This is a genomic window from Brevibacillus sp. NPDC058079 (genome assembly GCF_042885155.1).
Taxonomy (GTDB): domain Bacteria; phylum Bacillota; class Bacilli; order Brevibacillales; family Brevibacillaceae; genus Brevibacillus.
Map to the genome: position 1 here is coordinate 139,223 of NZ_JBHVSO010000001.1, position 22,260 is coordinate 161,482.

The window sequence follows — 22,260 nt, forward strand, 5'->3', positions numbered from 1 at the left end:
TCCCGGCATAGCCCTACACGATCCGTTGCCCATAATGGCTGGCGTAGGATGTTCAGGTCGCATCTCCGAGGGGCGCTTCCTCACATGGTTTGGCATCGGGCTCACACCGTCCCCGACTCGCTACAGCCTCGCACAAGGAGTACTTTCCTCATCAACGATTCGTTTGTTTCTCTAGAATTATAGCTGTATTAACCGTCAGGATGCAACTCACTGTTCCGGTTTTTTCAAAATCTTATCTAATTCCGCGAAATACTGCTTGGTCAGCTCTTCCCTTTCTTCCGCGCTGAGGTTATCCGCGTTCATCATTTGCTCTTTGTACTGTTCCAGCTTTTCGAGCATAGCCAGCTCGGCAGCAGCGGCCTCGTCCAGATCGTAATTTTCAGATGGATCGAACGGGATCAATCGATTGTCGTTACCACTGCGCAAATAAGCGGAGCGCCAGTTTTCAGGGAACTGGTACGCTTGCTCGCCAAACATAATCCCTAAAATATCGTCGGATTCAATCGGCAGGAAGTGATCGTAATCGTCTCTTCTGCCTCCCTCGGATAAGTTAATGTGGGACAAAAAATAGTGGAGATAATGTTCGCCGGTTTCGGTATTCTTAACGATGGAATAGGTTTCAAATTCGGATTTGGATAGTTCTTTTATGGTCTCCAAACAGGACAGAAATTTGTCTTTTTCTCGTGCTTGCAAGTCATCCATGTCATCTCGTTCCTTTCGCTCTACAATAAGCCTCATGATAGCAAAAGCAATGTGCGCTGACAATGAAAGCAACGCAACGGAGTGTAGCAGTGGAAGAAGGGAAAAGGATTATGGAAAAAATAATTGGATAATCTTGTCACAAAAATAAGTCAGCTGGATCAAATACATATCAACACGTAACAAGGAGGTGAACAGCGCGTGAATGCAAGTGCCAAAAGTAGCGAAGCGGATTGGACGCTGCAACTGACCAACGAGGAGAAGCTGACGAGACTCATGAGCGAGTACGGAGACAACATCGTGCAGCTCGCCTACTTGATCGTCAAGGATCGGGGAATCGCGGAAGACATTACCCAGGAAGTGTTCCTAAAGGCGTATCGGGGTCTGGATCAGTTCCGCCATCAGAGTAGCGTGAAAACGTGGCTTTACCGAATCGCGATCAACGAGTCCCGCAAATATTTGCGTTCGTGGTCCTTTCGCCAGATTTTTTCTACATACCTCTCCAAAGAGGAAGCACCCCCGGAGAAGGCCGACACCGCAAACGTTGAAGCGGCAGTCATCGGACGAATGAGCAAGGTACAGATAGCGGAGCAGGTGATGAAGCTCTCGCCGCTGTACCGAAAAGTCATGATACTTCATTACTATGAAGATTTGTCGATAAGAGAGATTGCGCAAGTGCTGGATATTTCAGAAGATGCCGTACGAACCCAATTGTCACGGGCCCGAAAACATTTTAAGGCATTGTGTGAAAAGGAGGGATTGGAATGGATGTAGATAAGCAAATGCGTGAAGCAGTACGGAGCGCAAGTGAGGAATCAGTGGAGGAAGTGAGGTTTACAAAAGAGATGGAATTACGGATCAGAGGTGCGATTGCACAGAATAAACACAAGAATCGAAACCGAATTTTTGTAGCTGGCTCGCTGGCAGCGTGCTTGGCGGTAACTGCTGTGGGCATGCACCAACAAGGCTGGTTTCCACAGTTGCCAAATGGCAAAAATGTAACGAATGCGATTGTTACAACTGCTACGAAAACAAACAATAAAGAGGCAAATCCGAACAGTGTAAAGGTGTCGCCGGAGGAGGCAATTTTACCATTGAAAAAGGCGATCCCAGCCTTGAGTAAGATGACAATAAGAGTGGATCGTACAAGCTATGGATTCAGTAATCTAACGTTATTGGAAGGCGATAATGCTCGTGCCAAGGTTGCATATGATATACAGACAGGACAAATTGAGAGCTTTACAATTGATGGTGATCGAGGAGAACAGAAGGAAGAGAAATTGCCATCAGCCAAGACTGCGGAGAAAGCAGCAAGCGCATTTCTTCAAGCTTTTTTGGGGGAGGAAAGTAAGACCTATCAGCTCGTCGAGACTCAGATCTATACGGACGAGTATAAGGTAAAAGGCCCATGGATGAGCGTGAATTATCAACGTATGGAAAACGGCCAGCGAGTTCCGTTCGACGTATTGTCAGTTGGAATTGACCAGCATGAGCAAGTCACATTTTTCGGGCGATTGAACAAGAGTGAACAAGCCTTTTTCACCAAGCTGACAGATGCCGTGCCCGATTTGAACCCCTCCCTTCTTCTGTTGGATAAAGAGAAGAACCACGATGGCATGTTAGTAATCTTGGGGAAAATGAACAAGGAGGGGCATCAGGTTTCTCTTGCGATCTATGGAAATGGTCAAGCACTGGAATCGTATATGCTTCTGTATAGGGATGAAAAGGAAGCAGCGAGCCGGAAAGAAGCAGAAGGAGCAAAAGCCTTGGAGCAAGAGCGACAGTTTCTGAACAAACTGCTCGGGGCTGATAGCGAGAACTATCGGTTGTTGGACGCCAACAATCCAGGATTGTACTTGCGATACTATAACGGGCTGCCAGTGTTGTCTGATGAAATAAGCATAGTAACAACTGACTCTGGCCATGTCCAATATTTCAGGAAGGAGCCCGTATCATTCGAGCCGTCACGATATCCAGATGTATCGACTGCTGTGTCAGAAGAGGTAGCCATCAAAGAGCTGAGTGAGCATATGAAGCTTCGATACGTGCAGAATCCGAGAATACGGCCAGAATCAAAACAAGGAGAGAAGTGGCAGCCTATTCTGGAGTACACGCCAGCTGTTTCCTTCATGCAACGAGGACGTGAAGATGGTACGGAGTGGCATATCGACGCGACCAGTGGCAAGATTGTGTATGGAACGGGAGATAACGGGCTTGCCTATGATCAGTTGAATACGAAGAAAGCACATCCAATCGAATCTCCGAAAGAATACGTCAAGGTTCGCTCCAAGGATGAGGCAAAAGCACTGCTGCAAGCAGAGTTCGGCGTACAGGTAGAAGGCTTGACCTACAGAGAGAGTGAACGTGAGCGCGATGGACGCAAGGAATACGTCTGGTATGATAAAAATGACAAGTATATCGGCGTAGAAGTTATCGCAGAAACAGGCAGTGTCGTCGGGCTGGGAACACCGCGTTCCAATGCTGCAGTGACAGTCAAACGCCAGCAAGCGGAAGAGGCTGCATTCGCCTTTCTGCATAAATACGTCGATCCAGGTGTAAAAGAAGTACAATTGGCACAAGTTATACAGCCAGGCGAAGCGAGTCCTGTGTCATCGGGCGAATGGGAATTCAGATTTTTCCTGAGCAAGGATGGCATTCCTGTACAGGATCGCGAGCAAAAAGCGGCTTATTCGGTAACGGTCGATCCGTCTACGGGCAAAGTGACAAAGTTTGATAACTACAGAGAGACGCACGAGTTGGTGGAGCTTCCAGCATCCGACAAGATCATCTCGAAAGACAAGGCTGTTGAGGAGTATTTACGCGTCATGCCTTTGAAGCTGGTCTATTTGATGAAAGATGTGGATGGGCAAAAATTACCTCAACCGAAGCTGGCGTATGTGCCGTGGAGTGAGGAAAAGCTTGCGAACAAATTTATGGCCCTTGATGCCGTGACAGGCAAGATCATCGCCGACTAAAACGAAAAAAAGGCTATCCCGCAGCCATTCCTGATGGCTTTTGGGATAGCCTTTCTTAAACACTTATCTAACAGTCGTCACACGAGCACCCGATAATAACCAACAGGATAAACAGCACGAGCACGATTGCGAAGCAGTCACCGAAGAATCCGTTCCCGCAGAAAGATGTACTCATCTTTGTTTCCCCTCCTTTCCGTTATACTCCAGTCTATACACGAATGCCGATATTGGACTGGGCGGATGCCCAGCTTAGGCAAAAATGGGCGCGTAAGAGAAGAGGCTTAGTAAAAAATAGACAATTCACAATTGACGGGGAGACAAAGGGGGTGTTAAGATACTTGCAAACATTCAAGACATTTCACAATACAACTAAATGACAAGTGTACGACTCTTATCCAGAGAGGCAGAGGGACTGGCCTGATGAAGCCTCGGCAACCGGTAAAAATCCGGTGCCAATTCCAGCAAAGCTACGTGCTTTGAAAGATAAGAGGATGTCTCAGGCGTTTTCGTATCTGCTGACAAATCCTCTTCTTTCAAAGAAGAGGATTTTTTGATTTTATTTACCTAATGACAGAGAATAAGCCGATGCAAGGGAGAAAAGGGGCACGTCAATGAAACCAACTTTTCGCGAACAGCTTTCCCGGAAAATTCTGATTCTGGACGGTGCAATGGGCACCATGCTTCAACAGGCGAACCTGACTGCTGATGATTTCGGCGGTGAAGCCTATGATGGCTGTAATGAACTCTTGAACCTGACCAGACCAGATGTGATCCGTTCCATTCATGAGAAATATTTAGAGGCGGGAGCAGACATCGTCGAAACAAATACGTTTGGTGCTGCTTCCATCGTTTTAGCCGAGTACGATGTGCCAGAGAAAGACCTTGAGATCAATATAGCGGCAGCACGCTTGGCCAGAGAAGCGGTGGATGCCTATTCCACGGAGGAGTGGCCGCGTTTTGTAGCAGGTGCAATGGGACCTACGACCAAAACCCTTTCGTTGACAGGCGGTGTCACTTTTGAAGAACTGGTCGAGGCGTATTATCGTCAGGCAAAAGGTCTGATTCTCGGTGGCTCCGATGTTCTTCTTTTGGAAACCTCGCAAGATACGTTGAACGTTAAGGCCGGTGGAATTGGGATTCGCAAAGCTTTTGAAGAGCTTGGACAGGAGATCCCGGTGATGCTGTCAGGTACGATTGAGCCGATGGGCACGACGCTTGCTGGCCAAAACATCGAGGCGTTTTACATCTCCTTGGAACATATAAAGCCAGTCTCTATTGGTCTGAACTGTGCGACAGGACCAGAGTTCATGCGTGATCATCTGCGGACATTGTCGGGAATTGCCCAATGTGCGGTCAGCTGTTATCCGAACGCAGGCTTGCCAGATGAGAACGGTCATTACCATGAAACGCCACAAGGACTTGCCTCGAAAATGCTGGCGTTCGCTGAACAAGGCTGGATAAACGTCGCTGGCGGTTGCTGCGGAACAACGCCTGACCATATTCAAGCGATGGCAGAAGCATTGAAAGACTGCAAGCCTCGCAGTGCAGCTGTAGAACCGCTGAGCGCGGTCTCCGGGATCGAGGTCGTTTACGTCGAAGATGACAATCGTCCCCTGCTAGTAGGGGAGAGGACCAATGTCATCGGTTCCAAAAAATTCCGTGAAATGATTGCAGCTGGTCACTATGAAGAAGCATCTGATATTGCCCGGGCACAAGTAAAGCGCGGCGCACATGTCATCGATATATGCTTGGCTGATCCCGACCGTGATGAATACGAAGATATGGAAAAATTCCTACAGTTCATCGTGAAAAAAGTAAAAGCGCCCCTCATGATCGACTCGACAGATGCCAAGGTTATGGAGCTGGGACTTCGCTACTCGCAAGGGAAGGCCATTCTCAACTCGATCAACCTGGAAGACGGGTTGGAGCGATTTGAGGAAGTCGTTCCGCTTATTCACAAGTTCGGTGCCTCCGTTGTCGTTGGAACGATTGAGGAAGCGGGTATGGCTATCACTCGCGAAAAGAAGCTGGAGGTCGCGCAACGCTCGTACGACATTCTTGTCAACCAGTATGGAATAAAGCCACAGGATATTATTTTCGATCCACTCGTCTTTCCAGTAGGGACGGGGGATGAACAATACATCGGCTCTGCATTGGAAACCGTAGAAGGAATTCGTTTGATCAAACAAGCAATGCCTGCTTGCAAGACAATCCTGGGTGTCAGTAACGTTTCCTTCGGCTTGCCTGCTGCAGGTCGGGAAGTGCTGAATGCGGTCTTCTTGTACCACACCACTCTCGCAGGGCTTGATTACGCCATCGTCAACACGGAAAAGCTGGAGCGCTACGCTTCGATTCCAGAAGACGAGAGAAAGCTGGCAGAAGCTCTTCTATTCGAGACAAATGATGAGACATTGGCGGCCTTCACCGAATTTTATCGCCAAAAGAAAAAGGAAGTCAGTGTGGAAGTCTCCTCGCTAACGCTCGAAGAACGCTTGGCCCGTTATGTAGTCGAAGGCTCCAAGGATGGTCTAGTGGAAGACTTGAAGCTGGCTCTGGATAAATACGTACCGCTCGAGATCATCAACGGTCCGTTGATGACTGGGATGGAAGAGGTCGGTCGCCTGTTCAACGGCAACCAGCTGATCGTGGCAGAAGTATTGCAGAGCGCAGAAGTTATGAAGGCATCCGTATCGTTTTTAGAGCCATTCATGGAAAAAAGCGATGCCGCTGCCAAGGGGAAAATCTTGCTGGCGACAGTCAAGGGCGATGTACACGACATCGGAAAAAACCTCGTGGAAATTATTTTGTCAAACAACGGCTACAATGTCGTGAACCTGGGGATCAAGGTACCGCCAGAGCAACTGATTGCCGCATGCAGAGAAGAAAAGCCGGATGCCATCGGTCTCTCTGGACTCTTGGTGAAATCCGCGCAACAAATGGTCATTACTGCACAAGACCTGCGTGAGGCAGGCATTGATATCCCGATGATGGTTGGCGGTGCGGCGTTAACGCGCAAGTTCACATCGAACCGGATCGCACCGGAATACCGTGGAATTGTTTTATACGCAAAAGATGCCATGGATGGTCTGGACCTCGTGAATCGTCTACAAAATCCGGATGAACGTGATCGCTTGGTAGAAGAACAGCAGCATCTGCTGGAAGCAGTTGCAACCGCTCAGCCTGTTGTTGAGGAGAAAAAAGCACCAGTGCCTGCTCGCTCAGCCATCAGCAGAACCGTTCCGATCCATCTGCCGCCCGATTGTGAACGACATGTTTTGCGACAATATCCGCTCAGCCATTTGCAGCCGTATTTGAACCTGCGGATGCTCCTCGGAAAACACCTCGGTGTTCGCGGAAATGTAGATAGATTGATAGAGGCAGGCGACGACAAGGTACTGGAACTGTACGGCATTGTGGAAGAGCTATTAAATGAAGCGAAGCAAAAAGGAACCATTACGACACACGGTGTGTATCAGTTCTTCCCGGCTCAGTCAGATGGCAACGAAATTTTGGTCTATGATCCAAAAGACCACAGCAAGCTGCTGGAGCGCTTTTCGTTCCCGCGTCAGCTGGAAGAACCTCATCTTTGCCTGTCCGACTTCCTGCGACCAGTGGAGAGCAAGGAAATGGATTATGTCGGATTCCTGACCGTAACGGCTGGGGGAGGGATTCGCGAAAAATCTACAGAGTTAAAAGAGCGTGGTGACTACTTGCGCTCCCATGTCCTCCAAGCCTTGGCATTGGAGCTGGCAGAGGCATTTGCTGAGCGAATTCACCACGTCATGCGCGACGTGTGGGGTATACCCGATCCGGTTGAGATGACGATGCTCGAGCGCTTCGGTGCTAGATATCAGGGCATTCGTGTATCCTTCGGTTACCCTGCTTGCCCGAATCTGGAAGATCAGGCGCAGTTATTCCGTCTGTTGCGTCCAGAGGATATCGGCGTTCAGCTGACAGAGGGCTTCATGATGGAGCCAGAAGCTTCCGTATCGGCGATGGTTTTTGCTCACCCTGAAGCACGTTATTTCAACGCAGGTCCATCTATTTTTGAAGTTTAAAGATAAATGAATATGGGAGAGAAGGGATTGAGTTGACGACGAGAAAGAAAGATTTACGAGCCTATTTGAAAGACAACCTTCTAGTCGGAGATGGAGCGATGGCGACCCAGCTGCACGGGCTGGGCGTCCCAGTTGGTGTCAGCTTTGAGGAGCTGTGTTTATCCAACCCTCGTTTGGTACATGAAGTTCATACGTCCTACTATCAGGCCGGTGCACGTTTCCTAGAGACAAATACGTATTCTGCCAACCGCGATGCATTGAGCCGTTACGGTCTAGAGCATAAGGTTGCGCGGATTAATCGGCTCGCAGTCGCCATTGCACGGGAAGCTGCTCAGGATGATGCTTATGTAGCTGGGAGCATTGGATCGATTTTGGCTGGACGGGTGAAGAAAAAGGTTTTGGATGAATACCGTGACCAATATGAGGAACAGGCGATTGCTCTATTGCATGCTGGCGTAGATGGACTGATTCTGGAGACGTTCGTGGACTTGGAGGAGCTGCTTCTGGCGATCGAGGTAATCCGCCCGCTCACAGATGTACCTGTAATCGCGCAGTTAGCTACTTTGGAAGTAGGGCGCACACGTGATGGCTACGATCTGACAGATGCTTTTTCCAAGCTGAAAGCCGCAGGTGCTGACGTGATCGGACTAAACTGTCGCCTTGGTCCCGCTGAATTACTTCGTTCGTTTGAAAATACAGTAATTCCAGAAGATGCACTCTTATCCGTATTCCCAAATGCGGGTCGTCTGGGGATGACTGACGGAGAATACGCTTTTAAATCATCACCTGAATATTTTGGACAGAGTGCGCTTCGCTTACGTGAGCAGGGGGTACGGTTGATTGGCGGATGCTGCGGAACTACGCCTGCACATGTGAAGGCGATTGCAGATGCACTTGAGTCACTTGAGCCGCAAGCGCGTGTGAATCCAACCATCGTAGCTGGAGATCGTCCTTCGGTTTCTGTGCAGAACACGAGGGAGAGGGAGAAACCAAGCATTGTCGAGCGTGTAAAAACGGCAACGACGCTCATTGTTGAATTTGATCCTCCGCGTGATCTGGATGCAGACCAGTTTCTCCACGGATGCTGCGAGCTGCACAAAGCAGGAGCAGACGCCATTACGTTGGCGGATAACTCGTTGGCGACAGTGCGTATGAGCAACATGGCTCTCGGGGCCCTCATGAAGAGCAGACATGGAATCGATCCGCTCTTGCACATTGCTTGCCGGGACCGCAATCTCATTGGACAGCAATCGCATTTAATGGGGCTGCACGCATTGGGGATTGACCAAATATTGGTAATTACTGGCGATCCATCGCGCTTTGGTGACTTGCCAGGTGCCAGCTCGGTATTTGATGTGACCTCGTTTGATCTGATTCGCATGGTGAAGCAGTTGAACGAAGGTGTTTCGTTCTCAGGACGTCCGTTAAAGCAAAAAGCCCAGTTTATTGTGGGCGCAGCCTTTAATCCGAATGTCCGAAATATGGATGCTGCCGTTGCCCGCTTGGAAAAGAAGGTCGAGGCAGGTGCGGACTATATTATGACACAGCCTGTGTACGATGCAGAGTCCATTCGGAATGTGTACGAGGCGACGAAGCACATCGGCATTCCTGTCTTTATCGGGATCATGCCGCTGACTAGCTCGCGCAATGCGGAGTTCCTGCATAATGAAGTGCCGGGAATCAAGCTGTCGACAGAGGCTCTCGAACGGATGAAAAAGGTACAGGGAGAAGCCGCCCGACAGGAAGGAATCGCAATCGCGAAGGAATTGGTCGACACGGCCGTTCGTTACTTCAATGGTATCTATCTGATTACACCTTTCAATTATTACGAGATGGCGGCAGAGCTCATTCACTATACGCGTCAGCAAAGCTCATTGGTGAAGCTGGCCCGGACTTAACGGTATACGCCAGTTAAATAGGGAAGGCCTATGTGTATAGACAGGCTATAGCCTTGTGTCTAATATACATGGGCCTTCATTTCGTCTAACATAAAGGCGGTCTTGAGAGCTTCCCGATTGCAAAACTGTTGAATCTCAGCAAGGCTCATCTGGGCGTACAGCTTTTTGCGTAAAAAACGTTCAATGATATGCGGGAAAGCGAGATCGACAAAGAGCAAATGCAGTTGCTCAATCGATAGGGGATTTTCTTGGAGATAGCCACGCATTATATGAGAGAACAATTCCTCGTTCCACTGTTCATTTTTTCGCATAGCAAGGGATAGAACACGGGCAATGTCTTTGGACGGAAAATCGTAACGAACGTCATCCCAGTCAATGATCGCAATTCTTTGATTACTGACGAGCAAATTCCCATTGTTAAAATCGCCGTGACAGAGAAAGTGGTTGCTCAGGAGTTCTTTTTTCCATTTCGAGAAGTATGGAGCGGATATCAAGTGTTCCTTGGCTGTGATCCCGGCTTGTTTAAAAAAAGGAAGGTATTCCGCGATCGCAGTGTATTTTTGATCAGTCTTCCCGGCATGTCGAAGCTCCCACTTCTCAAGGGCAGCTAAATCTGTCTTGTATTCCACGGACCATTTTTCTGCGCCATTGTAAAGGTTGCCATGCTTGGAGGAAAAACCGAGTGACCTCACATGAAATTTGCCTAATACCGTGCCGATCCGTTCCATTCGAAAAGGGGAATTATACGCAATATTTGGCCAGGATAGCCTTCGGTGGAGAACGAAAAGATTTTCATTATGAGTTATGTAACGCTTATTATTTTTGGTTCGTTGAATGTCGGGGATGAGTACGCCATTTTGGCGCAAATGCGCTTCTGCATTCAGAATGAAATGTAAACGTTCCTTTTGCAGAGGGAAAGCCTTTCCGATGAATTTGCCATTGGTTGTTTCCAAGTAAATGACGAGTGATTTGGAAGTATCCCGAATGGTTTTGTGATGCAGAACAGTCATGTCGTATCTGTTCTGGATTTTTTTGATGAGATCGTCCACTGCTGATGCCCCTCCTTGCGTACAGAGCTACAAGTATTGTACGGAAGAAGAGGAGTGGTTGACACTGAAGGATCTACTCAGCAGGCAAGGGAAGCGGGTGCCAATTCATCTCGCGTAAAAAATGACTTAGCTCAGTAAACTTGGCGATTCGTTCCTCACGTGTAAAAGATGCGTTAGCCCCACTGGTAGACGGGACGACAAACACATAGCTGCCAGACCAATCTTCTGTCCCAAAGTACCTGATTGGCTGCAGCCCCAGTGAAATTGCTTCTTTTTTTTGTCCGGTCGCGTGACGAAAAGCAGTAATGCCGTTAAAACAAATGACACGAGGCCGGTAAGTCTGAATCATTTGGACGAACTGTTCTGCACCTGTGGCATAATCCTCGTTACGAAGGTCTGTTGCGGAGCGGGTAGGGCGTGAGACCAGATCGGTAATACCATAGTTGTAGTCTAAGAGGGTAGCGGTTTCCTCGGGCAAGAGCTTGTGAGGTGTCAGGCCGCCTTCGTACAATCCGCGCCAAAACAGGTTGGCTGGATTGGCGTAGTGGAAACCCGTCGTAGCCGATATACGTCCTGGATTGATACCGCAAAATAAAACCGCCAAATCGCGGCGAATGTATGTGGGTAACCATTTTTCTGTGAACTCTACCAAAGCGAACCCCTCCTGTTTACCACATTGTAGCACATCAGTGAGCGCTTTCAGAAAGGAGCAAAAAAAGCTGCCAGATTCGGCAGCTTCAGGTTATATTGGATCAAGTATTGGATCTTATAACTGGGGAAGCGGATACGGCAGCACTTGCTGTGGCTCATTGAACGTGAATTGCTCCATTTCATTCCGGACGTATCTTTTCGTCTCAAATGGAACGACTTCTTGTTCTTCATTACCCCACAACCAATTCGACAGCATTTGTATCATAAGGATACCCTCCACTTTGTGGAAATGTTTTACATGTTCATCATACTCCAGTTGAGGGCATTTTTGGTTGGGCAGGTGTGAATAAGGCGTGAAGAAATCGTGGATAGAAAGTGAACAAAAATAAAGCGGTTTCACAGGGCTTCGAAAAAAAGCGAAAAGAAATCCGCCTGTACGAACGGACTCTTTTCGCTTTTTTGCCATGTCATATTTATGGATTGGTGGACCACAGTCCAGCGGATTTCACAAAGATGCGTTTGTTCAGCTTCAGCTGGCTAACCACGAACTCAGCAATATCCTCAGGTTGCATGGTCTTTTCAGGATTTCCGTCGGTCAGACCCAAGTCAATTGCCATATCGGTTGCTACTGTGCTAGGCGTAAGCGCTGTTACGCGAATGTTGTGTTTGCGCACTTCGAGAGCCAACGATTCAGTCAGACCAAGAACACCAAACTTGGATGCACTATACGCGCTGGTGACAGGAGCTCCTTTTTGTCCAGCAGTGGAGGAGATGTTGATAATGTCACCGGAGTTTTGGTCAATCATGCCAGGGAGTACAGCGCGAGTCACGTAATACACGCCCATCAGATTGACTTGGATGATTTGTTCCCATTCGCTCGTTTCCAGCTCTAGGAATTTACCGAATTTAGCGACGCCTGCATTGTTGAGCAGGATATCAATTTGACCCAGTTCATTTTTGATAGAGGTAACAGCTGTCGTGACGTCGTCATAGTTGGAAACGTCTGCTGTCGCAATCGCGACCTTTACGCCGTATGCTTCTACTTCCTTGGCTACTTGCTTCAAATTTTCCTCAGAGCGAGCCAAGAGGCCGAGATTCACACCTTCCTTTGCCAAAGCAATTGCAGTAGCGCGACCAATGCCTTTACCTGCTCCTGTAATGATTGCGGTTTTTCCTTTTAGATCGATAGCCAATCGATAACACTCCTTTTTCAAGACAATAGGAATCTCATGTATATTATGCAGTGTACTAGCATTTATCCGCGGGGGGAAGGATGCACTTTTATGTACGTAGGTTACGAAAGGTAACTGTTTAAAATGAAAATGTCCTCCCTGAGCAGGGAGAACATTGGATAGCAAAGGTATAACTGCTTACAGCTTGTATACGTCTGTGTATTTTTTCTCCAGGTAATTCATCAAGTAAGTCGCATTGGTGCCTTCGCCTGTAATCGCTTGTACGAGTTCGCGAGGGCTCTTCATTTTGCCGTACTGATGGATTTTTTCCTTGAGCCATTCACGAATCGGAGCGAAATCGCCTTTTGCGATCAGCTCTTCGTAGCCGTTGATCTCATTTTCCATAACGTGGACGAATTGTGCCGCATACACATTACCCAGCGAGTAAGTAGGGAAGTAACCGATCATTCCGCCTGACCAGTGTACATCCTGAAGCACACCCAGTGCATCTGTCGGTGGCTCAACACCGAGGTATTCTTTCATTTTTTCATTCCAGATTTTTGGCAGATCAGCCACTTGAATGGTTTGATTGATCAAGCCTTTCTCGATTTCGTAGCGGATCATGACATGCAGGTTGTACGTCAACTCATCTGCTTCAGTCCGGATAAAGGAAGGAGTAACAGCGTTAACCGCACGATGCAAATCTTCTACAGACACACCTTCGAATTGGGTAGGGAACGCTTTTTGCAAGTCAGCGAAAAAGTGATTCCAGAACGGCAGACTGCGTCCGACCATGTTTTCCCAGTAGCGGGATTGGGATTCGTGAATCCCCATGGAGGTACCATCGCACAGTGGAGTGAACAGCAGGTCTGGATTGATGTTCTGCTCGTACATCGCGTGGCCAGCCTCGTGAATACAACTGAAGAGCGCAGAATTGAAATCATTTTCAGCGTAGCGCGTCGTAATGCGGACATCACCCGGATTGAAGGTGGTGCAGAATGGATGCGCACTGCGATCCATGCGGCCAGACTTGAAGTCGTACCCGATTTTCTCGAGGATATAACGGCTGAATGCTTCTTGGTCTGCTACTGGGAAGTTTTTCGTCAAGAAGGATGTGTCTGGCTTGTTCGGGGAGTCGGCGATCGCTTTTACCAGCTTGACCGTTTTCTCGCGCAAGGTGGCGAAGATCGGATCGAGCTGATCGACAGTCATACCAGGCTCATACATGTCCAAGAGGGTGTTGTACTTGTTTTTGCCGTCATGACCCCAATACTCGATGAACTCGAGCTGGAAGTTCACGATTTTCTCGAGGTACGGCTGGAACATGGAAAAGTCGTTGTTGGCACGAGCTTCTTCCCACACCGTTTCAGCCTTGGCGGTCAGCACGACGTACTCCTGATGCCTGTCAGCAGGAATTTTCTTGTTGCGGTCATATTCCTTTTTGCATTCCAGCACACTATGACGGGTAATTTCATCCAATGTTTCGAGGACAGATGGCTCACTCAGCTCTGTCAAAAGCGCTTCCATTTCTTTAGACGTCGCTAGCTTGAATTGCTCACCAGCCAAAGTCCCGATGATTTCAGAACGGGCATCCATTCCATTGCGAGGAGCTTGTGTAGCCTTGTCCCAATAAAGAACGTTCAGCGCTTGCGTGTAGCTGGTTATTTTCTTCACATAGTCACGGAATTCGGCCGCACGTGTTTCCACAGTCGTTGACATAGGGTTCCTCCTGTAAATTTGTCATATTCTGGTAATTAATATGTAAGTCATGCAGTCAAAAAAATTTTACTACTGAATATTATAACGGTTTAATGAAAAATTACTAGGTGGATGCGACAAGCATTTGTCGGTATAATCGTAGAGGAAACGAAAGTGTTACTTATTTGCGATGACAGGAGAATGAAGATGAGTCAATCCAATCCCCAATGGGAAAATGAGATAGCAAAACGCCGTACCTTCGCCATCATCTCCCACCCGGATGCGGGTAAAACGACAATGACGGAAAAGTTGCTCTACTACGGCGGAGCCATCCGTGAAGCAGGGGTGGTCAAGGGGCGCAAAAATTCCAAGCATGCCACTTCTGACTGGATGGAGATCGAGAAAAAGCGTGGAATCTCCGTTACGTCCAGTGCGATGGATTTCGAATACAATGGTCACCACATCAACATTTTGGACACACCTGGTCACCAAGACTTCAGTGAGGATACGTACCGCACGCTGACTGCTGCAGACGCTGCTGTGATGATTATCGACGTAGCAAAAGGGGTAGAGGCACAGACGATCAAGCTGTTCAAGGTCTGTCGCATGCGTGGTATTCCGATCTTTACGTTCGTGAACAAGCTGGACCGTCACGGTAAAGATCCATTCGAGCTCTTGGAAGAAATTGAGCGCGTATTGGGTATTCGCTCTTATCCGATGAACTGGCCGATTGGGATGGGCAGCTATTTCAGCGGCGTATTTGACCGCATGAAGTCTCGTGTCGAGCTGTATCAAAACAATACACAGCACGAGGATATCTCCTTTTTCCCTGTAGAGGGAGCAGAAGACCCGCTGATCGGTGATCGTGTCGGTCAAGAACTGTGGCAGCAATTGCAGGACGAAATCTCCCTGCTGGATGTTGCGGGAGATGAATACGATCCTGAACTGATCAACAAAGGGCAACTGACGCCTGTTTTCTTCGGTAGTGCCATCAACAACTTCGGTGTACAAACATTCCTGGACAACTTCCTGCAAATGGCGCCAGCACCTTCTGCGAAGAAGAGTACAGAAGGATTGATCGATCCGTATACGAACGATTTCTCCGGCTTCATCTTCAAAATCCAAGCCAATATGAATCCAGCTCACCGAGATCGCATCGCTTTCTTGCGTATTTGCTCCGGCAAGTTTGAGCGAGGAATGTCAGTCAAGCACGTCCGTCTTGGCAAAGACATCAAATTGGCGCAGCCGGTACAGTTTATGGCACAGGACCGCGAAATAGTCGATGAATCGTTCGCGGGAGATGTCATCGGTCTTTTTGACCCGGGCATTTTCCAGATCGGCGATACACTCTGCGTCGGAAAATCGTTTGAGTACGAAGAAATGCCGCACTTCTCGCCAGAGTTTTTCTCCAAGGTGATGGTGAAAGACGCGATGAAGCACAAGCAATTCCAAAAAGGGATCATGCAGTTGACCGAGGAAGGCACAGTGCAGTTATTCCGTACCCATCCGATGGAAGAGCTGATTCTTGGCGTGGTAGGTGTGCTGCAGTTCGAGGTACTGGAATACCGTTTGAAAGCCGAGTACGGGGTAGACATCATGTTGACTCGTATGCCGTATCAAATCGCTCGCTGGCTCGAAGGGGAGAAAGCAGACCTCGATGCTGTGAAGAACAGAACCGTAAGTGACCGTTATGGCCGTCCGGTTATGCTGTTTGAGAGCGAGTACCAGTTGCGTGTCGCGATGGATAAGTACTCGAATATCAAGTTCCATGACAGTTCTCTTGGTTTGAAATCCGTTCATTCTTAATTGAAAAGGGAATTACAGGGCCTCCCAATCACGGTGAGGCCCTCTTTATCCCTCATGAGGAGGCAATCCGATGCAAATTTTGTTGATTCGCCATGGACAATCCGAAGCAGACATTTTGAATGTACATGAAGGCAAGGCAGATTTTCCTTTGACAGAAGAAGGGCGTGAACAGGCACGGCGCATGGCAGCGCGCGTTTTGGAGCAGTTTCCTCCAGATTTTATTTGGGCGAGCACACTCAAGCGAGCCAGTGAGACCGCTTCTATTTTGGCTGACACAGTAGGTTGTCCCGTTCAGTACATACCCGAGCTGCAAGAGCACAATAATGGAGATCTGGCAGGCAAGCCCTTAGAGGAAGTCGCGTTTCCTTGGGGAATCTTGCCGCACGAAAAGTTGGGCGGAGATGGCGAGAGCAAGATCGAATTCCGCGCACGCGGCGAGCAAATCTATTCCGCAATCAGACATCTCAGCACTTCCTATAAAAGAATTGCGATTGTTTCCCACGGCGGCATGATCTCCAGAATCATCGAAAGCTTCTTGCAGCTGCCTGTCTTGCACGACATTTACTTTGGCACAGGCGACACAGGTATCCACTTGTTGGAGTATAACGAATACGGACGTCTGATCCATTTCACCAATTCCATCACTCATTTGGACAGCATGGACTAGAACTCGATGGCAAAAAACTTGACCTCCTTCGTATCATTTGGAAGGGTAACCATCCCTTGTTCTTGTAGGCCGATTTTCTTTAGAAGATTGGCAGAAGATGCATTATCGGGGTTGGTGATTGCTACGATGCGCTTTAAGCCGACAACTTCTTTTGCGTGGGCAAGAACGGCAGAGGCTGCCTCATATGCGTAGCCTTTGCCCCAGTATGCGGGCAGAAAGGCAAAGCCGATATCAACATCCTCCAACGACTCTCTCTTGATCAGTCCACATAAACCGATCGGAACATTTCCTTCCTTTCGTTCTGTCAAATACAGACCAAAGCCAAGACTCTCGTACATCGCGACAGCGCCATTCAAAATATAGTTGCGGGCGTCTTCCGTCGAACGAAGACCACGATCGCCAATAAATCGAATCCAAGAAGGCTCATTCATCAGTTTCAAGACAAAATCAGCGTCTTCGGCAGTTTGCCAGCGGAGGATGAGACGATCTGTTTCCAGTACTTTCAAAGGAACGACACCAGCCTTTTCTTTTATCATTTATCCGATGATTTGCAGCTCTTTGGGAAAAGACGTCAATACTTCTACGCCATCCTTCGTGACGAGCACATTGTCTTCAATGCGGATGCCACCGATCTGCGTGTTATAAATGCCTGGTTCAATCGTGAAAACCATGCCTGGAATGAGTTCTCCTACTGCCTGGCTGTGAACGTACGGGGCCTCATGAAGCTCCAATCCGATTCCGTGCCCTACCCGATTGATGAAAAATTCTCCATAGCCCCGGTCCGAAATGACAGCTCGAGCAGCTAGGTCAACCTCTGCGATCAGAGCCCCTGGTCGAACGGCTTGTATCCCGGCCAAATTCGCTTGCAAGACCGTATCGTACATGTCTAGCAATTCTGCACCAAGTTGACCGACAGCAAAAGTACGAGTCAGGTCCGATACATACCCATCGACGTATACCCCTGCGTCAATCAACAAAACTTCTCCCGCCTGAATTACACGATCACCTGGGTCACCATGGGGCAGTGCTGCTTTTTCTCCAGCGAGTACAATCGTTGAAAAGGAAGGGCCTTGGGCTTTTAGCTTTTTCATCTGGTATTCCAGCTCTGCTACGACGTCCAGTTCCGTCATCCCTACGGATATCAGAGGGAGCGTACGGCGTAGGGATTCCTCCATCACCCAAATAGCTCGCTTGATAGTAGCGATTTCAGATTCATCCTTAGCCACGCGTATATTGCACAGCAATTCTCCGAGATCCACTGCTTCTGTAGCGTGCACCACCGATATGAGCGCCTCATATGTTTTCGCTGTCAAATGGTTCTTCTCCACACCAATGTGAGAGAGGGGAGTCGGCAGCAAATGCTGAAGCACAGTCAGCGCATCCTGTGAATCGTCATGCGTGTAAATCATAATAGCAGGACAAGCCTCCCGTGCTTTTTCACCGTCCAGCAGTGGAACGAAGAGGAAGGGGGACTCGCCTCTCACCAAAACGAGGCCCATAAAACGTTCATGTGGCTCTGACAAAAATCCGGTAAAATAGTACACGTTTTTGGGGTGCGTAATGATCAATGCGTCCAGTTTCCTGCTTTCCATATACGCGTGTAGCTTTTCCAGTCTTTCTTGCATTTAAATCACCCTTTTATATTGGTAGATAATGCGGAAAGGACACGTTGCGTTAGGCTCTAAAAATGACAGGCGTCAAAACGGACAGAATCTCGGCTTCTTCAACAGTGGAAGGATTGTACCACGTATGAAGGAGAGAGGAAGGGAAGTGGATCGTGTCTCCTTGCTCGAGATGGTATTCCGTTTCGTCGACGATGATGGTGACACATCCTTTTACAACGTAGTAAAACTCTTCACCGGGATGCTGAAAGGCGACATGCTTCGTCTGTCCGGGTGGCAACACGTTGAGGAGGGGCTCAAGCGCCCTGTCGGGGAAATTCCCACCGATTCGAACGTACTTCACAGGTGAACCTTCAATCTGCAATGTTTTACGCTTTTCAATGGGTGTGTGGTATATGACATCATTTTCTACTTCAAAGAAATACGTAATGGAGACACCCAGGCATTCCGCAATTTTTTGCAGAGAAGTAATCGCGAGTGAACTGTTACCACGCTCTACTTGTGATAAGAAACTGACAGAGAATCCTGATTTCTCACTTAAGTCCTTTAAAGTAAGCTCCTGCTGTATACGAAGCGCTCGTATTTTTTTGTAAACGTGCTCCAAAAAGTCACCTCCTAATCAAAAACAATTACGGTAATACAGTAAATATTACGGCAATACAAAAATAATTGCTATATTTATTCTGAATCTTCCCTCTCCTTTTCTTATCCTACTTGTACCATTCCCTTCATATACTGGGACAAAGACAGGCCGTTAGAGAGGAAGGGAATACTTTGAGGGCTCTCCTGTTAGTGGTTTTGTTTCTTGTTGCCTTTGACATGCACGCGCAGACGCCTCTTCTTGCGCCGTATTTAAACGTATTGGGTGTATCCGCTGCGATGATCGGCTTCGTGCTCGGCGGTTATGCGATCAGTAATTTGACAGGCAACCTGCTCGCTGGCCCTTTTCTCGATCGCTATCCGAAAAAATGGTTTATCGCAGGTGGATTGATTTTGGCTGGGGTGATGCTGATTGGCCAAGGCATCGTGCAAAATACCGCTGGTTTCTTTACCTTTCGACTGATGCTCGGGTTTTTGATGGCGTTTGTATCTCCTGCTTGTTCTGCCTTGCTCGGAGAAACAGGGAAGACGGCACTTGAGCAGGGCGAAATCATGGGTAAAAAGGGATTGGTCCTTACCTCGGCAGGTATCGTATCCCCGGCAGTCGGTAGCTTTTTGGCAGTGCAGTTCGGCTATGGTCAATCATTCGTGATTCTTGGCTACATGATGATCATTGCTGGTGTTTTCGCTTGGATGATGCTGCCGGCTAGAGTAGAGGGAAGCACGCCGTCCACGCCACGGATCAAAGGTGGAGGCAAGCAGAGCCTTACCGCCATCCTGGAAAATCGAATGCTGTACCCTGCGTTTCTTGGGGGATTTGCGATCATTTACGCTCAAGGAACGATCATCTACGAAGTACCCTTGCTCATCCAAAAACAAGGGCTGTCCCCGGCCGTTACGGGCATATTGTTCAGCTTGAAAGGGTTGGGGGCACTTGCTATTCTGTGCCAGTTTTGGCTGCATCGCGTTCCCGTTGAGACGAGAACGTTTGCTGGTTTGGGCGTACTTAGTCTTCTTCTGTATGCCCTGGCAATCGGGCTGGCAATTCCGATTCATGTGATGATGTTTTTCTTCGGTGCGTGCTTTGGGATGCTATTTCCGGCTTTTGCGACCATTTTGACGGTACATTCCCCCCGAGAGCAATATGGTAGCGTGTTTAGTATTTACTCAGCGGTATTGTCGATCGGAGCGGTATTGAGCCCAGTATTGGCAGGCTTGCTGGGGAATTGGCACCATTCCTACTTCATTGCGTTTTTTGTAACAGCTGGCGTGTGTCTGATCGGGGGACTGCATCGATTCTTGTTAAGCGGGGTTCCGCGATAAAGCTGCAAGACGGATAGACGAAGGACTTTCTGCTTAGAAGCAGGAGGTCTTTTTTCGTTTCCATAAACAAAAAGTTGAGCATCGTGCCATAATCCGCTATAATACCCATTGTGATTTTGATAATTATTCTCAACGGAAATGTAGTCGAGTTGGCAATTGTCGCTGCTTGATGGCATGACGCAGATGGAGGAACACACCAATGAAGAAAACAGCCAAACTTTTGATAGCCAGTGTCGTATTGGCAAGCCTAGTTACAATCGTGAGCGCTTGCTCTGGCCAGCCGAATACTGCGAATCCAGGGACACAAACTGGCGATAGTCAAACGGCGACACCATCAGCTGAAGCTCCACGGGTATTGAAGGATGCGATGGGAAATGAAGTAACAGTCCCAGCCCAACCGCAGCGCGTGATCGCTTCTTACTTGGAGGATCATTTAGTCGCATTGGGAGTGAAGCCGGTTGCCCAATGGTCAGTAGGGAACAGCGAGGTACAAGGCTACCTGCAAAAGGAGCTGGCGGGTATTCCAGCGATTCCTTATGATCTGCCACCAGAAGTCGTGATGAGCCATAGTCCTGACCTGATTATTTTGGATAGCGCGACCTTGATCCAAGGCGACAAGTATAGTCAGTACGAAAAAATTGCGCCAACCTATACAATCGGAAAAGAAAAGAACAGCGATTGGCGTAAAGAGCTCCTGACAGTAGGGGAAGTTCTCAACAAGGGAGAAGAAGCGAAGAAAGTGCTGGCAGATTATGAGACATTTGCAGCCGAGTCCAAACAAAAGTTGCAGCAAGCGATTGGGGAAAAATCAGCGGCAGCACTGTGGATGACGGGGAAAAATGTGTACGTAGCACGTCAGGACTTGTCTAGCGGTGATGTGCTCTACAAGGACCTTGGGTTTAAGGCTCCTACCATCGTTCAGGAAATCTCCAAGTCAGGAGAAGCAAACTGGAACGCGATTTCCATGGAGAAATTGGCTGAACTCGATGCCGAGTACTTGTTTATCGTAAACAGTAATCGAACTGCTGTGGAACAGCTGCAAAAGGATCCAGTATGGGCGAATATTCCTGCTGTGAAGAATGGAAATGCCTATACATTTGCGAAAGATTCCAGCTGGCTGTACACAGGTGTCATTGCCAACCGCCAAATGATCGAGAATGTACTCGGCAACGTAATGAAATAAGAGAGAAAGCCTATCCACCCTTTGACGTTTCGTAGGAAGAGTGGATAGGCTTTTTACGTGTGTTTCTTTCTATCATGGGACTGGGATCTTCTGGATTTTACGTGTTTCAATTCCGCCACGATAATAAAGCTCACGATAACAAGTAAAAACCACGAGCTGATTTTACTGAGATGCACGAGCTCCCAGCCTGCTTTTTGATTCGGATAATTCCAAGCGCCGAGGAACGTCGCTATATTTTCCGCAATCCAAATGAAAAAACCGATCAAAAAGTAACCAAGAGGGATGGGCATGAAAAATCGCTCGTTCGCGACGCTAAAATAAACACGGGTTTTCCAGAAGACAATGAAAATAGCTGCCATCAGCACCCAACGCAAATCCCAAATATAATGGTGGGTGAAAAAGTTCAAATAGATCATTGCGCCCAAAATTGTGGCGATAATCTGATTCGGCCAGCCAGAGAGTGTGACCTCAAGTCGGCGCCACGCTTGACATAAGTAGCTCGCGACACTGGCGTACATGAACCCACTGTAAAGAGGAACGCCAAACACCTTGCTGTACGCATCCTCAGGATAGCTCCAAGATCCCATATGCACCTTGAATATTTCCAAGCACAGCCCGATCACGTGAAAGACCGTGATGACCTTCAATTCGTCCCGAGACTCCAAGCCACTTTTCACCATGAAGATTTGGAAGAGTAGGCAGAGCAAAAGCAGGAGGTCATACCTCGGCAAACCAGGAATGGTGACGAACTTGGATAAGGCGAGCGAAGCAAAAATAAAGACTGGAAACAAGCAAGACATGGCTTCTTGATAGCCGAAATGAAGCAATAAACGAATATATCGTATCATTTGTCTGTCCT

At 48.2% G+C, this 22,260-nt stretch carries 19 protein-coding genes and 1 riboswitch; of the genes, 8 read left to right on the forward strand and 11 right to left on the reverse strand.

The window, feature by feature from the left end:
- Positions 1 to 207: 207 nt before the first annotated feature.
- A complete protein-coding gene (locus ACFVS2_RS00730; RefSeq protein WP_173620316.1) occupies positions 208 to 702 on the reverse strand; it encodes a hypothetical protein in 495 nt (164 codons plus the stop codon).
- 198 nt (positions 703 to 900) lie between these two features.
- On the opposite strand from ACFVS2_RS00730, the gene ACFVS2_RS00735 reads away from it, so the two are divergent.
- Positions 901 to 1,473: a sigma-70 family RNA polymerase sigma factor gene (locus ACFVS2_RS00735; protein WP_390229827.1), complete on the forward strand. Its 573-nt coding sequence runs from the start codon at positions 901 to 903 to the stop codon at positions 1,471 to 1,473.
- The gene (locus ACFVS2_RS00740; protein ID WP_390229830.1) at positions 1,464 to 3,674 is read left to right on the forward strand and encodes a YcdB/YcdC domain-containing protein; all 2,211 of its coding nucleotides are present in this window, start codon (positions 1,464 to 1,466) and stop codon (positions 3,672 to 3,674) included. The genes ACFVS2_RS00735 and ACFVS2_RS00740 overlap by 10 nt, the downstream gene beginning before the upstream one ends.
- Before the next feature lie 67 nt (positions 3,675 to 3,741).
- Here the strand turns inward: ACFVS2_RS00740 and ACFVS2_RS00745 are convergent, their stop codons facing one another.
- Positions 3,742 to 3,849, reverse strand: a complete 108-nt coding sequence (locus tag ACFVS2_RS00745; RefSeq protein ID WP_007724452.1) for a YjcZ family sporulation protein — start codon at positions 3,847 to 3,849, stop codon at positions 3,742 to 3,744.
- A 213-nt stretch (positions 3,850 to 4,062) separates the two neighbouring features.
- Positions 4,063 to 4,164: riboswitch (SAM riboswitch) on the forward strand.
- A 121-nt stretch (positions 4,165 to 4,285) separates the two neighbouring features.
- Here ACFVS2_RS00745 and metH point away from each other — a divergent pair.
- Both metH and ACFVS2_RS00755 read left to right on the forward strand, forming a co-directional pair.
- Entirely contained in the window at positions 4,286 to 7,732 is a 3,447-nt protein-coding gene (gene metH / locus ACFVS2_RS00750) for a methionine synthase (RefSeq protein WP_390229833.1), read from the forward strand.
- Positions 7,733 to 7,764: 32 nt separating this feature from the next.
- Complete coding sequence (locus ACFVS2_RS00755; protein WP_390229836.1) at positions 7,765 to 9,630, forward strand: bifunctional homocysteine S-methyltransferase/methylenetetrahydrofolate reductase; 1,866 nt, start codon at positions 7,765 to 7,767, stop codon at positions 9,628 to 9,630.
- Between the two features lie 59 nt (positions 9,631 to 9,689).
- Here ACFVS2_RS00755 and ACFVS2_RS00760 read toward each other — a convergent pair whose 3' ends face one another.
- The 5 genes from ACFVS2_RS00760 to ACFVS2_RS00780 form a co-directional block, all read right to left on the reverse strand.
- Positions 9,690 to 10,679 carry a phosphotransferase gene (locus ACFVS2_RS00760; protein WP_173620311.1) on the reverse strand — a complete coding sequence of 330 codons (990 nt, stop codon included), beginning with the start codon at positions 10,677 to 10,679 and terminating at the stop codon, positions 9,690 to 9,692.
- A 73-nt stretch (positions 10,680 to 10,752) separates the two neighbouring features.
- Positions 10,753 to 11,331: a mismatch-specific DNA-glycosylase gene (locus tag ACFVS2_RS00765; RefSeq protein WP_390229839.1), complete on the reverse strand. Its 579-nt coding sequence runs from the start codon at positions 11,329 to 11,331 to the stop codon at positions 10,753 to 10,755.
- Between the two features lie 114 nt (positions 11,332 to 11,445).
- Positions 11,446 to 11,595 (reverse strand): hypothetical protein, encoded by a 150-nt coding sequence (locus ACFVS2_RS00770; RefSeq protein WP_016739809.1) that lies wholly within the window; start codon positions 11,593 to 11,595, stop codon positions 11,446 to 11,448.
- A 208-nt stretch (positions 11,596 to 11,803) separates the two neighbouring features.
- Positions 11,804 to 12,523 (reverse strand): 3-ketoacyl-ACP reductase, encoded by a 720-nt coding sequence (locus tag ACFVS2_RS00775; protein WP_048032431.1) that lies wholly within the window; start codon positions 12,521 to 12,523, stop codon positions 11,804 to 11,806.
- Positions 12,524 to 12,700: 177 nt separating this feature from the next.
- Complete coding sequence (locus tag ACFVS2_RS00780; RefSeq protein WP_173620309.1) at positions 12,701 to 14,221, reverse strand: carboxypeptidase M32; 1,521 nt, start codon at positions 14,219 to 14,221, stop codon at positions 12,701 to 12,703.
- A gap of 186 nt (positions 14,222 to 14,407) precedes the next feature.
- On the opposite strand from ACFVS2_RS00780, the gene ACFVS2_RS00785 reads away from it, so the two are divergent.
- Together ACFVS2_RS00785 and ACFVS2_RS00790 are read left to right on the forward strand one after the other, a co-directional pair.
- Positions 14,408 to 16,006 (forward strand): peptide chain release factor 3, encoded by a 1,599-nt coding sequence (locus ACFVS2_RS00785; RefSeq protein WP_007724474.1) that lies wholly within the window; start codon positions 14,408 to 14,410, stop codon positions 16,004 to 16,006.
- A 70-nt stretch (positions 16,007 to 16,076) separates the two neighbouring features.
- Positions 16,077 to 16,673 (forward strand): histidine phosphatase family protein, encoded by a 597-nt coding sequence (locus ACFVS2_RS00790; protein ID WP_173620308.1) that lies wholly within the window; start codon positions 16,077 to 16,079, stop codon positions 16,671 to 16,673.
- Here ACFVS2_RS00790 and ACFVS2_RS00795 read toward each other — a convergent pair.
- From ACFVS2_RS00795 to ACFVS2_RS00805, 3 genes are read right to left on the reverse strand one after another with little or no spacing between them, the layout of a single operon-like run.
- On the reverse strand, positions 16,670 to 17,209 hold the full coding sequence (locus tag ACFVS2_RS00795) for a GNAT family N-acetyltransferase (protein WP_390229847.1): 540 nt from the start codon (positions 17,207 to 17,209) through the stop codon (positions 16,670 to 16,672). The two genes, ACFVS2_RS00790 and ACFVS2_RS00795, sit on opposite strands and share 4 nt — an antisense overlap.
- Entirely contained in the window at positions 17,210 to 18,298 is a 1,089-nt protein-coding gene (locus ACFVS2_RS00800) for a M24 family metallopeptidase (protein ID WP_390229850.1), read from the reverse strand. It abuts the gene before it with no gap.
- A 49-nt stretch (positions 18,299 to 18,347) separates the two neighbouring features.
- Positions 18,348 to 18,899 (reverse strand): helix-turn-helix domain-containing protein, encoded by a 552-nt coding sequence (locus ACFVS2_RS00805; protein WP_390229853.1) that lies wholly within the window; start codon positions 18,897 to 18,899, stop codon positions 18,348 to 18,350.
- 170 nt (positions 18,900 to 19,069) lie between these two features.
- Between ACFVS2_RS00805 and ACFVS2_RS00810 the strand changes: the two genes are divergently transcribed.
- Both ACFVS2_RS00810 and ACFVS2_RS00815 read left to right on the forward strand, forming a co-directional pair.
- Positions 19,070 to 20,218: an MFS transporter gene (locus ACFVS2_RS00810; RefSeq protein WP_173620304.1), complete on the forward strand. Its 1,149-nt coding sequence runs from the start codon at positions 19,070 to 19,072 to the stop codon at positions 20,216 to 20,218.
- Between the two features lie 199 nt (positions 20,219 to 20,417).
- Positions 20,418 to 21,401, forward strand: coding sequence for an ABC transporter substrate-binding protein (locus ACFVS2_RS00815; RefSeq protein ID WP_390229856.1), 984 nt, complete (start codon positions 20,418 to 20,420; stop codon positions 21,399 to 21,401).
- 53 nt (positions 21,402 to 21,454) lie between these two features.
- On the opposite strand, the gene ACFVS2_RS00820 is transcribed toward ACFVS2_RS00815, so the two are convergent.
- Complete coding sequence (locus tag ACFVS2_RS00820) at positions 21,455 to 22,249, reverse strand: DUF817 domain-containing protein (RefSeq protein WP_390229859.1); 795 nt, start codon at positions 22,247 to 22,249, stop codon at positions 21,455 to 21,457.
- Between the last annotated feature and the right edge of the window lie 11 nt (positions 22,250 to 22,260).